The sequence below is a fragment of the Aestuariivirga sp. genome (assembly GCF_041738905.1).
Taxonomy (GTDB): Bacteria; Pseudomonadota; Alphaproteobacteria; order Rhizobiales; family Aestuariivirgaceae; genus Aestuariivirga.
This window is the reverse complement of the sequence record NZ_JBGSOZ010000155.1, coordinates 46,848-61,029: the sequence shown is the minus strand read 5'-3', so window position 1 is coordinate 61,029 and position 14,182 is coordinate 46,848. Positions and strand designations below refer to the sequence as shown.

The 14,182-nt window shown below is 61.7% G+C and carries 13 protein-coding genes; 7 read left to right on the top strand and 6 right to left on the bottom strand.

Annotated elements, in window-relative coordinates:
• Positions 1–2,719 (top strand): ATP-binding protein (locus ACEW8Q_RS14725; RefSeq protein WP_373504806.1); only part of this gene is annotated, 2,719 nt, incomplete at its 5' end.
• Here ACEW8Q_RS14725 and torR read toward each other — a convergent pair.
• Positions 2,716–3,435: a two-component system response regulator TorR gene (gene torR / locus ACEW8Q_RS14720; protein WP_373504805.1), complete on the bottom strand. Its 720-nt coding sequence runs from the start codon at positions 3,433–3,435 to the stop codon at positions 2,716–2,718. The genes ACEW8Q_RS14725 and torR overlap by 4 nt on opposite strands.
• Positions 3,436–3,598: 163 nt before the next feature.
• On the opposite strand from torR, the gene ACEW8Q_RS14715 reads away from it, so the two are divergent.
• The 6 genes from ACEW8Q_RS14715 to ACEW8Q_RS14690 all read left to right on the top strand — a co-directional run bounded on the left by ACEW8Q_RS14715 (position 3,599) and on the right by ACEW8Q_RS14690 (position 11,011).
• Positions 3,599–4,540, top strand: coding sequence for an ABC transporter substrate-binding protein (locus tag ACEW8Q_RS14715; protein WP_373504804.1), 942 nt, complete (start codon positions 3,599–3,601; stop codon positions 4,538–4,540).
• Between the two features lie 85 nt (positions 4,541–4,625).
• Complete coding sequence (locus ACEW8Q_RS14710) at positions 4,626–5,654, top strand: glycine betaine/L-proline ABC transporter ATP-binding protein (RefSeq protein ID WP_373504803.1); 1,029 nt, start codon at positions 4,626–4,628, stop codon at positions 5,652–5,654.
• Positions 5,651–7,606 carry an ABC transporter permease gene (locus ACEW8Q_RS14705; protein WP_373504802.1) on the top strand — a complete coding sequence of 652 codons (1,956 nt, stop codon included), beginning with the start codon at positions 5,651–5,653 and terminating at the stop codon, positions 7,604–7,606. The genes ACEW8Q_RS14710 and ACEW8Q_RS14705 overlap by 4 nt, the downstream gene beginning before the upstream one ends.
• 95 nt (positions 7,607–7,701) lie before the next feature.
• Positions 7,702–8,874 (top strand): M24 family metallopeptidase, encoded by a 1,173-nt coding sequence (locus ACEW8Q_RS14700; protein WP_373504801.1) that lies wholly within the window; start codon positions 7,702–7,704, stop codon positions 8,872–8,874.
• 229 nt (positions 8,875–9,103) lie between these two features.
• The gene (locus ACEW8Q_RS14695) at positions 9,104–9,541 is read left to right on the top strand and encodes a hypothetical protein (protein WP_373504800.1); all 438 of its coding nucleotides are present in this window, start codon (positions 9,104–9,106) and stop codon (positions 9,539–9,541) included.
• 219 nt (positions 9,542–9,760) lie between these two features.
• Positions 9,761–11,011: a class I SAM-dependent methyltransferase gene (locus ACEW8Q_RS14690; protein WP_373504799.1), complete on the top strand. Its 1,251-nt coding sequence runs from the start codon at positions 9,761–9,763 to the stop codon at positions 11,009–11,011.
• A gap of 96 nt (positions 11,012–11,107) precedes the next feature.
• Here ACEW8Q_RS14690 and ACEW8Q_RS14685 read toward each other — a convergent pair whose 3' ends face one another.
• From ACEW8Q_RS14685 to ACEW8Q_RS14665, 5 genes are read right to left on the bottom strand one after another with little or no spacing between them, the layout of a single operon-like run.
• A complete protein-coding gene (locus tag ACEW8Q_RS14685; RefSeq protein WP_373504798.1) occupies positions 11,108–11,488 on the bottom strand; it encodes a Na+/H+ antiporter subunit G in 381 nt (126 codons plus the stop codon).
• Positions 11,489–11,494: 6 nt separating this feature from the next.
• Positions 11,495–11,764 carry a K+/H+ antiporter subunit F gene (locus tag ACEW8Q_RS14680; protein WP_373504797.1) on the bottom strand — a complete coding sequence of 90 codons (270 nt, stop codon included), beginning with the start codon at positions 11,762–11,764 and terminating at the stop codon, positions 11,495–11,497.
• Complete coding sequence (locus ACEW8Q_RS14675; RefSeq protein ID WP_373504796.1) at positions 11,761–12,252, bottom strand: Na+/H+ antiporter subunit E; 492 nt, start codon at positions 12,250–12,252, stop codon at positions 11,761–11,763. Before ACEW8Q_RS14675 ends, ACEW8Q_RS14680 begins: the two co-directional genes overlap by 4 nt.
• Complete coding sequence (locus ACEW8Q_RS14670) at positions 12,249–13,775, bottom strand: monovalent cation/H+ antiporter subunit D (protein WP_373504795.1); 1,527 nt, start codon at positions 13,773–13,775, stop codon at positions 12,249–12,251. The genes ACEW8Q_RS14675 and ACEW8Q_RS14670 overlap by 4 nt, the downstream gene beginning before the upstream one ends.
• Complete coding sequence (locus ACEW8Q_RS14665; protein ID WP_373504794.1) at positions 13,772–14,182, bottom strand: Na+/H+ antiporter subunit C; 411 nt, start codon at positions 14,180–14,182, stop codon at positions 13,772–13,774. The genes ACEW8Q_RS14670 and ACEW8Q_RS14665 overlap by 4 nt, the downstream gene beginning before the upstream one ends.

Below are 14,182 nucleotides of genomic sequence, written 5' to 3'. Positions count from 1 at the left end.
TGCCGCCGCCCAGCGCATCGTCGATGTGAGTGCCCGCATTCTCGCGGCCGGCCAGAGCCTCGCGGCATCGCCTGACGAGGCGTCGCGGGCCTTGCGTGACATCGAACTCGGATCGCTGTCAGCCGAGATGCGCCGTGCCCTGGCGGATGCGGGGTTGTCGCGTCTCGACAATGCCTCTCTCATCCAGCTCTCCGGCAGTGCAGACGCGCTCTTCGTCAACCTCGGGGAACAGAACAGGCTGGTGAAGGAACGCCTTGAGATCGAAGCGCGCTACGCCATCCGGGCCGACCGGACCTTGGCCGCCGCCACGTCGATCGTCGATCTTTCCGAAACGCTTGTCTCGAATGCGTCTGCAGGCGCTTCCGCGGTCATCGCCAGTCTCTATGGATTGATCGACAGTCCCCTCCGCCACGCCGACGCCTTCGATGCCCTTGACCGGCTCATCGAGCAGGACATCTTCCTGCTCGACCGCATGTGGGAGTTGCGTTTGCGCTCCTCACAGATCGCACTTCTTACCAATCGACTGACGCGCGCGATCGACCGCACGGAAGTGGCAGCCATCACATCCGAGTTTGAAAGCCATCTGCGAGTGGTCCGCCGCCGCGTGGCAAGCATCGATGATCCCATTCGCCGCGAGCAAGCCGGCATCCAGCTCGCGGCGCTTCAGGCGGCAGCGGGCGAGGTGCCGATCAATTCCTCGCTGTTCGGCGACCGCGAACGCCTGCTTGCCATTGCGGAGGAACTGGCGGGCGTGTCGCAGCGCAACGGTGGCCTTGCCTCGGCACTCAACGGCGTGGCGCGAAACGTGATGGAGAAGGCGAGGCTGTTTGCGCTGGAGACATCGGCGCAGGCGGACCGCGCGGTGGCGGCGGGGCTCTATGTGCTGCTGCTGTCGTCCATCATTGCCGTCGCCATCTCCGGCCTTATCGTCTGGCTCTATGTCGAGCGCGGCGTGGTGCGGCGGCTGGGCGAACTTGCCGCCGCCATGCAGCGCCTCATCCGTGGCGATCTGTCGGTGCAGGTGAGCGAGGGCGGTACGCATGAACTGAAGGCGCTGGCTGAATCCGTGTCGGCCTTCCGCGACGAATCGCTGAGGCGCCGCGAGCTGGAAGCGGAGCGCGAGCAGACCAACGAGGAACTGCGCCGCCACCGCGAGGAATTGCGCGAGCTTGTCAACGAGCAGACCCTGAAGCTTCAGCATGAAGTGGAGAGCCATGCCGAGGCCCGGCGCAAGGCTGAGCTTGCCAGTCTTGCGAAGTCGGCCTTCCTCGCCACGATGAGCCATGAGATCCGCACGCCGATGACCGGAATGCTCGGCATGTTGCGAATCCTTCGGGACGGCAGGCTCGATGCCGAGCAGCATCGCCACCTCGCCACGGCATCAGGCGCGGGCGAGGCCCTGCTGGGTATCCTGAACAGCATCCTCGACTATTCGAAGATCGAGTCGGGCAAGGTTGAACCGAATGCCGAACCTTTCCGGTTGTCTGATGCGCTGATGGGCGTGATCGACCTGATGCGCCCTGCCGCCGCCGAGAATGGTCTCAGGCTCGAAGTGGAGATCGACGAAAAGCTGGCGCCGTGGCTCATGGGTGACGCCGGCAAGATCCGCCAGATCGTGTTCAATCTCGTCAGCAACGCCATCAAGTTCACGCCTGGCGGCGAAGTTCGCGTTGGCGCAGAGGTACTCGTCTCAGACGACACGGTTCAGACAATTGCAATCTCGGTGAAGGATACCGGGATCGGCATCGCGCCAGATCAACTGGAACAGGTCTTCGACCCTTTCACCCAGTCCGATATTTCGGTCACGCGCCGCTATGGTGGAACTGGACTAGGCCTCGCCATCTCTCGCGGGATCGCCGAGGCGTTGAATGGCAGGCTTGACGTCAAATCCGTGCCGGGCAAGGGCAGCACATTCACATTGACGCTGACACTTTCCAGAACCGATGCACCCGCCCGCGTGGCCGGTGAGCGGGGCGCCAGCAGCACGTCCGCTCCGCTTCGTATTCTGGTGGTCGAGGACGATGAGGCCACACGCCAGGTCGCGGCCCACTTTCTCGGGCAGCTTGGCCACAGCGTCGCCACGGTAAAGGATGGCCATGCGGCCTTCGCAGCATGCGCCGCCTTCGCGCCTGACATTGTGCTGATGGACATCAGCCTTCCGGACATGGACGGCATCACCACCGCCCGGCGATTGCGGCAGTCGTCATCACGGCCTCGACTTCCGGTCATCGCCATGTCGGCGCATGTGTTCCGCGAGGAGGTCGACCGCTATCTCGCGTCCGGCATGGACGCCTATGTGGCAAAGCCGCTGTCGCCCGAAGCCCTGTCACAGGCTATTTCAGCGGTCTCCGGTGCATACAGGCCAAGCGTCGACCGCGTGTCACTGATGAAGGATGTGGAGCAGCTTGGCATGGACGAGATGCGCCGCATCTTCGGCATTGTCGAGAAGACCATGCCGCTGCGGTTTGAACAGATGCGCCAGACGCTGAATGACGCCGACATGTCGGGCCTCGCACGCGCTGCTCATTCAGGCGTCAGCACGGCTTCGGCAGCCGGTTTTACCCGCCTGCAGGAAACGCTCTCCGCCCTTGAGGATGCGGCACGCTTTGCAGACTCTCCGGCTTGCGCCCGCCTTCTTCGGGAAGCGGAAGACCATTGCGCAAGCGCCATGGCCGAAACGCGCGAGTTGCTTGCGGCAGACGAGAATGACGTGGCCTAGGCCTTGGCCGGCGGCACAGCGAAGAGGTAGCCTTCGCCGTGAGAGGTGACGATCAGGCGGGGATGCCGCGAATCGTCCATGAGCTTTTGCCGGAGACGACGGATCACCACATCCACCGTGCGGTCGGAGGGGTCCCAGTCGCGATGCGCGATCTCGTGCAGCAACCGGTCCCGCGACAGGACCTTGCCGGGGTTGGCGGTGAGCAGGGCCAGCGCCTTGAATTCCGCCCGCGTCAGATCGGTATAATCGCCTTCCGCATTGCTCAATGTGCGGTTGCCGGGGTCGAGCGTCCAGCCCATGAACTTGCGGCGCTCCTCGGCAGGCCGCACAGCCGACGTGCCCGCCCGTACGCGCCGCAGCAGGTTCTTGACCCGCGCCAGCAACTCGCGCTGCTCGAATGGCTTTGTAACGTAGTCGTCGGCGCCGATCTCCAGTCCCACGATGCGGTCGACCGTGTCACTGCGGCCCGTCACGAGGATGATCCCGACCTCCGAGCGCTCGCGCTGTTCGCGCGTGAGCTTGAGGCCATCCTCACCCGGCAACTGGATGTCGATGAGAAGCAGATCCGCCGGCTCCGACGCGAGGATGTCACGCATCATGTCGCCATCCTCGGCTTCGCTCACCTTGTAGCCTTCGGCCTTGAAATAGGCGGCGAGCTTGGCGCGGGTGGCGGGATCGTCCTCGACGATCACGATATGGGCTGGCGCGGTTTTCATGTTGGATAATTTTAACAATTTTTCACAAACTGCGCCATACCTTTCACCAATCTTGCGCAACGGCTTCACAGCGCGCCGTTATCTTTCGGACAGGCTCACAATTTAAAAGCGCATGCGGACCTGTGAGCGACAGCAGTACCGCAGCACAAACGGAGGAAGACAGATGAAGGCTTTCAAGGCAATTGCGCTGGCGGGCGTGTTTGGCATGTTCGCGACAGCAGGAGCGCTGGCAGAGGACGCGACTGATCCGATCAAGATCATCACCAACAACTGGACCAGCCAGCTGGTGCTTTCGAACGTGGTGGGACAGGTCCTGCAGTCCAAGGGCTACAACATCGAGTACAAGTCGTCTGACACGCAGCTGCAGTACACGGCACTCGCAGCGGGCGACATGGACTTCCAGGTGGAGGTCTGGGAAGGCTCGCAGGCCGAATCCTTTGACAAGGCTGTTGCAGCGGGTGCGCTCGATCTCGGCGCGCACGAAGCCGTGACGCGCGAGGATTGGTGGTACCCATCCTACATGAACGAGATGTGCCCCGGTCTTCCCGACTGGAAGGCGCTCAATGCCTGCGCGGCGAAGCTCGCCACTGCAGAAACCGGAACCAAGGGCCGTTTCGTTGGCCCGCCGGCGGACTGGGGCAAGCACTACTCCGAGCGCATTCAGGCTCTCAAGATGGACTTCCAGGAAGTTCCTGTTGGCCAGGCCGCGACACTCTGGGCCGAACTCCAAGCCGCCTATGACCGCAAGGAACCGGTGGTTCTCTTCAACTGGACGCCCAATTTCATCGAGGCGAAGTTTGAAGGCCAGTTCGTCGAGTTCCCGACCTATGAGCCAGGCTGCTTCACCGATCCGAAGTGGGGCTCGAACCCCGACGCCATCTATGACTGCGGCGCTCCGGCCAAGGGCTATCTCAAGAAGGCAGGCTCGAAGCAACTCGGAGAGAAGTGGCCCATGGCGACCGAGATACTGAAGAAGGTGAACTTCAGCAATCCGCAGATCGCAGCTGCAGCGGCCATGGTCGATGTCGACGGCATGACGCCGGAAGATGCCGCGAAGAAGTGGATCGAGACCAATCCCGATTCGGTGAAGGCCTGGTTGCAGTAAGCAGCTTCTACATCTACCGTTCGGCGGATGCGGGCAAATACACTCCGCATCCGCCAACTTTTGCATTGCTGGAAAGCGACATCGCATGACCACGCCGCAGCCGAAAATCTCCTGCCGGAATCTCTGGAAAATATTTGGCCCCGATCCAGATGGATTCCTGGCCCGCCACGGTCATGCGCCACAAACAGCGGATTTCGCGGGAAGCCGCCATATCGGTGCAGTCTGCGGCGTCTCCTTTGATGTCTATCCCGGCGAGATTCTCATCGTCATGGGTTTGTCGGGGTCCGGCAAGTCAACGCTGATCCGTGCCATCACAAGGCTCAATGATCCCACGTCCGGCGAAGTGCTGCTCGATGGCCAGGACCTGATGAAGGCGAGCCAGGCTGAACTTATCGAACTTCGCCGCCACAAGATGGGCATGGTGTTCCAGCACTTCGGCCTGCTGCCGCATCGCACAGTACTCTCCAATGTGGCGTTTCCACTGGAGGTTCGCGGCGCATCGCGTGAGGAGCGTGAAAGGCGTGCCCACGAAATGGTCAAGCTTGTCGGCCTTGAAGGCCGCGAGAATTATTTCCCGCGTGAACTGTCGGGCGGCCAGCAACAGCGGGTGGGCATCGCCCGTTCTCTCGCTGTCGGCCCGGATATCTGGTTTCTGGATGAGCCATTCTCGGCGCTCGACCCGCTGATCCGCCGCGAGATGCAGGATGAGTTTCTCCGGCTGCAGAAGGTTTTGAAGAAGACGATTGTCTTCATCACACATGATTTTGAGGAAGCGATCCGCCTTGGCGACCGCATCGGCATCATGAAGGACGGCAAGCTGGTGCAACTCGCTACGCCCGAGGTGATGGTGTCCTCGCCGGCCGATGACTATGTGCGTGAATTTACCCGCAATGCGCCGCGGGACCGGGTCATCACCGTCGGCGCCGTCGCCTCGCCGGTGCCCGTGCCGCTCAATGGGGTGAACATCCTTGCCTCCGCCAAGATCGGCGATGCGGCAGCGATCGTTCTCTCCTCCGACAAGCCGATCGCCGTCACCGACGATCAGGGCCGGTCCATCGGCGCCATCGACCGTGAGACCATGATCCGCGCGCTCTATCCGGAGGGACGTGCATGAGCAGCGCCGGAGCGGGCACCTTGCCGCGTTCCACCGCACTGCCGCGCCTTGGACTGGGATCTATCCTGCTCCTGATCGTCGTCACGGGAGTTGCCGCGGCATGGCTCTACCCGCCGCTCGCGCGTTGGCCCGACACCTGGGTCATTCCGCTTCGCGCCTGGGTCACCGATAGCTTTGCCTGGTTCGCCGCCACGGCCAAACCGATCACGCGCATCATTGCATGGCTCTTGTCATGGCCTCTGTGGTTTGCGGAAGCGCTGCTTTACCGTGGCATCCCGGCGCTCAATTTGCATCCGCTGCCATGGGTTTCGATTGTCGGCGCCACGGCCATCCTTGCCCACTGGGCCGGTGGCACCAGGCTCGCCATCTTCTGCGGCGCCGCGGCCTTCTATCTCGCCGTGTTCGGCCTGTGGCCGGATGCCATGCAGACTCTCGCCATCGTTATGGTCACCGTGCCGCTGGCAGCAATACTAGGGCTGGCGCTCGGCATCTGGGCCACGCGCAACACGACTGCAGAGCGCGTGCTCAACGCAATCTTCGACGTGATGCAGGCCACGCCGCACATGGCCTATCTTGGCCCAACCGTCATCCTCTTCGGCTTCGGTCAGGTACCGGCCATGCTGGCCACCTTCGGCTTTGCTCTGCCGCCCATGGCGCGCTGCACGATGCTCGGCATCCGCACCGTCCCGCAGGACATCATCGAGGCGGGCCGCATGGCGGGCTGCACACCGCGCCAGCTTCTGTGGAAGGTTGAAATTCCGGCCGCGGAAAAGACGTTGCTGCTCGGCCTCAACCAGGTCGTCATGCAGACGCTCGCCATGGTGGTCATCGCCTCGCTGGTCGGTGCCTCGGGCCTCGGTCAGAAGCTGCTCTTCTCGCTTCAGCAATTGCAGATCGGCAAGGCGGTGGAGCAGGGCGTGGCGATCACGCTGATCGCCATCGTGCTCGACCGCATCACGCAGGCCGTCATGCGCAAGAGCCCGCAGCACGCATCTGCCAGGCTCTCAAGGCTTTCGCGGCATCGTCATCTCATGGCACTTGCCATTCTGCTCGCGTTCAGCTTCGTCCTCGCCTTCGCCGTGCCCGTCTTCGCCATTTACCCCAAGGAATTCTACCTCTCCTACGGCGGCCCCATCAACGACGCCGTCCGCTGGACCTCGAAGAACCTGTTTGGCATCATCAAGCCGGTCCGCGACGCCATCACCATCTGGGCTCTGCTCCCGTTGCGCGACTTCTGTCTGTGGATTCCCTGGCCGGTGGTCCTGGGCGCGCTCGCCGCCACCGGCTATCGCTTCGGCGGCTGGCGGCTGGCAGTTCTTCCAGTCTGCCTGATCGGCATCATCATGCTCGCGGGCTTCTGGGTGCCGCTCATGCTGACCGTCTATCTGGTCACCAGCGCAACCATACTCTGCGTGATGATCGGCGTCCCCTTCGGCATCTTGGCGGCACGCAGTCCGCGCGCGGCGCGTGTCATCAACGCCGTCTGCGACACGCTTCAAACCTTCCCGAGCTTTATCTACCTCATCCCCGTGATCATGCTGTTTCAGACCAGCGACCTTTCCAACGTGATTGCCATGCTGGCCTATGCGAGCGTGCCTGCCGTGCGCTACACATATTTGGGCCTTACACGCGTTCCGGTGGCGACTGTGGAAGCGGCGATCGCATCCGGCACGACGAGCGGGCAGCGCCTGCGCAAGGTGGAGTTGCCGATTGCCTTCCCCGAAATCCTGCTCGGCATCAACCAGGTCATCATGATGGCGCTTGCAATGGTGGCGATCACCGCGCTCATCGGATCACGCGACCTCGGGCAGGAAATCTACAAGGCCCTTCCGGGTGCCGATACGGGGCGCGGGCTGATCGCCGGGCTGGGTATCGCCTTCATTGGCATCATCGCAGACCGCCTGATCGGTGCATGGGCCACAAGCCGCAAGCGGGCACTCGGCATGGCATGAGTGCCGCGCACCACACCGATCTGCCAAGGCTTGCTGCCGCGTTCCGGGCGCGTGCGACCACAGGGGCAAGAACATCATCAGGTCGGAGCTGACGCTTGAAGCTGACAATTGAGGAGGGGACAGGTCCTCTCATTGCCGCGTTGCCCTTTTCCCGCGATGAATACGCGGCCCGCCTTGCGAGGCTTCGCAATCGCATGCGCCAGCAGGACCTCGACGTGTTTGTCGCCTTCAGCCCGGAAAACATCTTCTGGCTCACCGGGCACGACAGCCCCGCGTATCACTATGTACAGGCGTCGGTCGTGACCCTGGAAGACGATCCTGTCAACGTGCTGCGGCGGATCGATGCGACCAACACGCTTCTGCGCTCGTGTTCGCGTCGCGTGGTTTCCTATGGTGATTCCGATGAGCCAATGGAGGTGCTGGCGGACCTGATCGAGGATTTGGCTGCCGCAGGTGCGCGGATCGGCGTCGAAGCCGACAGTTTCTTCGTGAGTGCCCGGCGCTTCGACATCCTTCGCAGGCGGCTGGGACAGCGCCTTGTCCCGGCGCAACTGGTTGAACCCTTGCGCCTCATCAAGTCGCCTGAGGAATTGGGCTGCATCCGGAAGGCGGCGCGCCTGACGAAGGCTGCGATGGAGACAGCAGTTGGCATGGCGCGGGAAGGCATGAACGAGAACCATATTGCCGGAGCCGTGTGGAATGCGCTCGTGTCAGGTGGCAGCGAATTTCCCGGGCTGCCGCCCTTCATCGTCAGCGGTCCGCGAACCAGCCTCGGCCACGCGACCTGGGCTGGCCATGTTCTTCAGAAAGGCGATCCGGTCGTCTTCGAGATTCCGGGTGTTATCAACCGGTATGTCGCGCCGCAATTCCGGTCAGGTTCAGTTGGCGAGCCGCCCACTGCGATGCGGCGGCTTGAAGAGGCGGTCGTGGACTCGCTGGAATTGCTGATCAGGGAGATCAGACCCGGCGCAATTGCGGAGGATGTTCATCGCAAGAGTGTCCGGAACTTTGCCAGCCATGGCTATGAGGTTGGACACCGAAGCGGCTATTCCGTTGGGGTGAACTACGCGCCCGATTGGGGGGAGGGGAACCTTTTCTCGATCGTCGAGGGGGAAACACGGCCATTCGAAGCCGGCATGGTGTTTCACCTCGTGCCTGGCATTTATGTTCCGCCCGAATTCGTCGTTGTGATTTCGGAGACGGTGATCGTTACGGGCACCGGCGCAGAGGTCGTTACCGATTTTTCAAGGGGACTCTTCATCTGTTGATCTGGCTCTGCCTGAAACATGAGCGCCGGGTCAGGGGGAGCCGGTTGGTTGCACATCGAAGGTTCTGAGCTGGCAATCTCAGACGTCTGTAATCGGTTTCATTGCCATCGTTCGCGGCGTTCCATCCATCTGCCGCCATCGTGACCAGCAACAAATGCGTTGACAGTCCATCGTCACGATGGAACCATTTGCTTTGTTGGGGCTCTCGATCAACTGGAAAGGCGACGTAATGATGAGATATTCTATCTTAGCTTTGTCTGCTGCTTTGTTTTTGATACCCGCAGCCGCTGTTGCGGATGATGGCGCTGACCTCAGGAAACTCAGCGCAGTGGAAATCGCCGAAATGGGCAAGCGCGTCGAAATTGCCAAGGGTTTGATTGCCATGGGCCAAAAGGATGGCGATGCACAGTTTGTGGCAGTCGGTGCGAGAATTCTCTCGGAACTGAATGTCAACGTGGTCGATCCGGCTTCTGTGAAGGATGGAGCCAAGCCTCAGTTCTATAATCCTCGCACCCTGATGGACAGCATCAACAACCTCAAGGGCGGCAAGGAAGTTGCCATGAGTGTCAAACTCTCGGCGGACTATACGGAACCAGGCCAAACATGGTGCTACTGGAACTACCAATGCACACCTACATATTGCGGCCAATTCTGGGATTGCGGCTGAACAGGTACGCTCTCTGATTTGCAAAGCCTGCCTCTCCCGCTTTCTGGGAGAGGCTCTCTTTCAGGAACATGTATCCTCTCGCTGAAGCGGCAAGTCCTGCAGGCCGCTCTCCCCGGCGATCCGGAACCCCGCCAGGATCATTCGGCATCATTTCCCATGTGACGGGAACTGTCTCGCGTTCCCCTTGCATTTTCATGACAAGATATCTCTACTGTGGGCATGCAGCGTCTCATTTCCAGGTCACTTCAACATCTTGTCCGCACCGGAACGCTGGATGTGACCTTCGCGTCCGGTCAGAGATGCACATTCGGGGATCGCTCGGAGGCTCTGATCCACATCCGCTTTTCCGACAGGGCGGCAGAAATGGCGCTGGTTCTTGATCCGGCCATGAAACTCGGCGAGCTGTTCATGGACGGCCGGCTGATGGTGGAGCAGGGGACGATCTATGATCTCGTCGCGCTGCTCAAGCGCAATGGACTGCGCCGGCTCAATGCGCCGCACGTCGCGCTGGTTGCCCTCTGGCGAACATTGAAGGCGCGCATTTCCAGAGCCGTCAATCCTGCCGGCGCCAAGCGCAATGTTGCACATCACTACGATCTCGATGCCGGACTGTTCGAACTCTTTCTTGATGCAGACCGGCAATATTCCTGTGCCTACTTCGAAACGCCGGACCAGAGCCTTGATGAGGCCCAGCTTGCCAAGAAGCGCCATGTTGCCTCGAAGCTCTTGCTCCAGCCCGGCCTGAACATACTTGATATCGGTTCAGGCTGGGGCGGGTTGGCGCTGTACCTGGCCGAGGTATCGGGAGCGAAAGTCACCGGCGTCACGCTGGCCGAGGAGCAGATCAAGATCGCCCGGCAGCGCGCATCCGAGCGGCAACTGGATCACCGAGTCGATTTTCAGCTGAAGGACTATCGGCACCTCGACGGAAGGTTTGACCGCATCGTGTCGGTGGGCATGTTCGAGCATGTCGGGGTCAAGAACTTCAAGACGTTCTTCACCAAGGCGGCCTCACTGCTCGAACGGGAAAACGGCGTCATGCTGCTGCATTCCATCGGCCGCACCAAGCCAGTCTTCTTCAACCAGCCCTTTGTCGAGAAGTACATCTTTCCGGGTGGCTACATTCCGGCACTGTCGGAGGTTTTGCCGGCCATCGAGCAATCCGGCCTGCTGGTGAAGGATATCGAGATCCTTCCGCTGCACTATGCTTGGACACTGCGTGCCTGGCGCGAACGCTTCATGGAAAACCGCGGCAAGGCGGCAGCTCTGTATGATGAGCGTTTCTGCAGGATGTGGGAGTTCTATCTCGCGACATCGGAAGCGGCCTTCCGCCACGATCGCCTGTTTGTGTTCCAGATACAACTGGCACGGCACCAGGATGCAGTACCGTACTGGCGGCGCTATGCGACCCAGACTGAAGATCAACTGAAGGACGTGGAGGCGTCAGCTCTTGCTGCCCGGTTGAAGTGAACCTCGGCCTGCCGCCGGTTCAGTGGACAGGCATTCGATTTCCTCCCGAAGGCGATCTGGACGGACAACGCTGCGGGCGTGATCTGGCTGAGCGTCTCAGCGTGGCTTGACGGCCGTGCCATCATTGGGTTCCGGGGCTCCGGCCCAGGGTGCGCCAGTGCCCGTAGGCGGAATCTGTTCTCTCGGCACATTCTGGTGCAATTGCATCTTGGCGATGAAAAGCGCGGTGATCGGCGCCGTCAGGAACAGGAACAGCGTGATGATGAGTTCATGCATCGAGAACACTTCGCTGCCCAGCCACTGGTGCAGCATCGACGCGATCAGCACGCCGCCCACGCCCAGTGTGGTGGCCTTGGTCGGCGCGTGAAGCCGGGTCATCTCGTTCGGCAGTTTCAGAAGCCCGAAGGACCCCACGAGCCCGAACACACCCGCCACGACCAGGAACAGCGCCACCGTGATTTCATGCCAGAGTTCCATGTCCGCTCACTCGATGATGTTGCCGCGCAGAACGAAACGCGCGTAGGCCACGGTCGATATGAAGCCCACCATGGCAATGATCAGCGATATCTCGAAATAGACCGCCGTGCCATGGAAGAGTCCATAGAGCACGACCAGTGCGATGGCATTGATCACCATGGTATCGAGCGCCAGCACCCGATCCCCCACGCTGGGCGCCTTCACCACGCGCCACATGTTCATCAGCAGGCCAAGGGTGAAACAGCCAATGGCGAAATACAGGGCCATGGTTATCATTCGAATATCTCCTTGAGGCGGCGTTCGTAGCGGGACTTGATTTCGTCGCGGATGGCATCGGGGTCGGGTGCATCGAGGCAATGCACCAGCAGCGCCCGCCCGCACGCCGAAAGGTCGCTCGAGACGGTGCCGGGTGTCATGGTGATTGTGCCCGCCAGCACGGTGATCGCTTCAGGCGAACGCAGATCGAGCGGTATCGTGATCCACGCGCTGTGAAGGCCGTCATTGCGGCGGAAAAGGATGATGCGGGCCACCACCACGTTGGCCACGCAGATGTCCCACAGCACGATCAGGACATATTCGATGACCACGAGCGGGTTCTTCAGACGCGGCCGTTCAGGCCAGTAGGCAGCGGTTATGAGCGGGATCGTCAGCCCCAGGATCAATCCGAGCAGCAGGCTGCCCGGCGTGATGGTGTTGACCAGCAACTGCCACACGGTCACCAGCAGCAGCGTCAGCAATGGATGCGGCACGATGCGGTTGATCATTGGGCTTCTCCTGCGGCATTGGGGAGGACGGCGCCGATATAGTCCGCCGGCTGATAAATCTGTGCTGCCGTTGCAATCAGGTAGTCGTTGAACGGCCCGGCGAAGACCGTAATCGCCACCACGCAGGCCAGCAGGCCGCAGACCGCCACGATGGGCAAGGCAGCGGCGATTTGCACGGCACCCGGCGCGCGCGTTGCAGGAAGCGTCTTCCAGAACAGCACGCTGCCGGCACGGGCAAATCCGATCATGGCGATCAGCGACGTGATGAGGATCAGCGCCCAGATCGCCCAGACCAGTTCACTGCTGCGTGCCGCTGTCATCACCATGAGCTTGCCGATGAAGCCCGAGAGCGGAGGCATGCCGGCCATGCCGATGGCGCAAGCGAAGAACAACGCCGCCACCAGCCCACTCTGCGCCATGAGCGGAGCCGGCACCAGGCTGTCATCACCGCCCGCCCGGCGCGCGCGCACCAGATCCACCACCAGAAACAGCGCGGCGCCGATCAGAGTGGAATGGACCAGGTAATAGAGCGCCGCTGCCGCGCCCTGCGGGGTGAAGAGACCGATCGCGATCAGCAATGTTCCCACGGACCCGATGATGGCGTAGGCCGCCAGGCGGCCAAGCGACCGCGCACCCAATACTCCTACCATGCCAATGACCAGTGTCACCATTGCGGCTGGAATGAGCCATGGCCCGACCAATCCCTCGGTCGCCGCCGTGCCGGGACCGAAGATCAAGGTATAGACGCGCAGGATGGCATAGGCACCGACCTTGGTCATGATGGCAAACAGCGCTGCAACGGGGCCGGGCGCTTCGGCATAGGAGGCGGGCAACCAGAAATGTAGCGGCATGAGCGCCGCCTTGACCGCGAACACCAGCAACAGAAGCACGGCCGCAACCCTGATCAGGCTGGACTCGGCAACCGGGATGGCGGCCACCCGCACGGCCAGGTCGGCCATGTTGAGGGTTCCCGTAACCGCATAGAGCGTGCCCAGCGCAAACAGGAACAGCGTCGATCCGAGAAGGTTGTAGACGACGTATTGCACACCCGCTTGCAGCCGCCGCTTTCCTCCGCCGTGAATCATCAGCCCGTACGAGGCAATCAGCAAAACCTCGAAGAACACGAAGAGATTGAAGATGTCGCCCGTCAGAAACGCTCCGAAAAGCCCCATGAGCTGGAATTGCAGAAGCGCGTGGAAATGCCAGCCCCGCTGGTCCCAGCCCGAACCGATCGCATAGAGCACCACCGGAAGGGCCAGGATCGCGGTCAGTGCCACCATCAGGGCCGACAACCGGTCCAGCACCAGCACGATGCCGAAGGGCGCAGGCCAGTTGCCAAGCGCATAGACCTGGATGTCTCCGGATGACGCGGACCATGTGAGGCCGACAGCAATGGCGACAAGGCACACCACGCTGGCAACCGAGAACACCCTTGCCAGATCCATGTGGTAGCGCATCGCCAGTATCATGACGGCGCCGACCAGCGGGGGCAGCAGAATGGGCGCGATGATCCAGTGGTTCATGACCGGGCTTCGCCCGCATCAGTGGTTAGCACCTCGCGGTCTCCGAAGCCGGTGTCCGGGTCCTCCCGCATGATGCTCGTGACCTCTCCCTCCATGTCGATCCGGTCGTCTCGCGAAGAGAGATACGAGCCGAGCGCCAGCATCACCACGACGGCGGTCATTCCGAAGGAGATGACGATGGCTGTCAGCACGAGAGCCTGTGGCAGCGGATCGGTGTAGGAGGTGCCGGCGTCCTGCCACAGCGGCGGCTGGTTCAGCACCAGCCGGCCCGAAGCGAACAGGAACAGGTTCACCGCATAGGACAGCAGCGAGATTCCGAGTATCACCGGGAAGGTTCGCAGCCGCAGCACAAGATAGAGGCCGCCAGCCGTGAGCACTCCCACGGCGCTTGAGAACAGGTACTCCAT

What these genes read in the sequence shown, in the direction of transcription:
- torR (WP_373504805.1), bottom strand. Translation starts at nt 3,435, where the DNA reads ATGAAAACCGCGCCAGCCCATATCGTGATCGTCGAGGACGATCCCGCC.
- ACEW8Q_RS14715 (WP_373504804.1), top strand. Translation starts at nt 3,599, where the DNA reads ATGAAGGCTTTCAAGGCAATTGCGCTGGCGGGCGTGTTTGGCATGTTC.
- ACEW8Q_RS14710 (WP_373504803.1), top strand. Translation starts at nt 4,626, where the DNA reads ATGACCACGCCGCAGCCGAAAATCTCCTGCCGGAATCTCTGGAAAATA.
- ACEW8Q_RS14705 (WP_373504802.1), top strand. Translation starts at nt 5,651, where the DNA reads ATGAGCAGCGCCGGAGCGGGCACCTTGCCGCGTTCCACCGCACTGCCG.
- ACEW8Q_RS14695 (WP_373504800.1), top strand. Translation starts at nt 9,104, where the DNA reads ATGATGAGATATTCTATCTTAGCTTTGTCTGCTGCTTTGTTTTTGATA.
- ACEW8Q_RS14690 (WP_373504799.1), top strand. Translation starts at nt 9,761, where the DNA reads ATGCAGCGTCTCATTTCCAGGTCACTTCAACATCTTGTCCGCACCGGA.
- ACEW8Q_RS14685 (WP_373504798.1), bottom strand. Translation starts at nt 11,488, where the DNA reads ATGGAACTCTGGCATGAAATCACGGTGGCGCTGTTCCTGGTCGTGGCG.
- ACEW8Q_RS14680 (WP_373504797.1), bottom strand. Translation starts at nt 11,764, where the DNA reads ATGATAACCATGGCCCTGTATTTCGCCATTGGCTGTTTCACCCTTGGC.
- ACEW8Q_RS14675 (WP_373504796.1), bottom strand. Translation starts at nt 12,252, where the DNA reads ATGATCAACCGCATCGTGCCGCATCCATTGCTGACGCTGCTGCTGGTG.
- ACEW8Q_RS14670 (WP_373504795.1), bottom strand. Translation starts at nt 13,775, where the DNA reads ATGAACCACTGGATCATCGCGCCCATTCTGCTGCCCCCGCTGGTCGGC.
- ACEW8Q_RS14665 (WP_373504794.1), bottom strand. Translation starts at nt 14,182, where the DNA reads ATGGAGTACCTGTTCTCAAGCGCCGTGGGAGTGCTCACGGCTGGCGGC.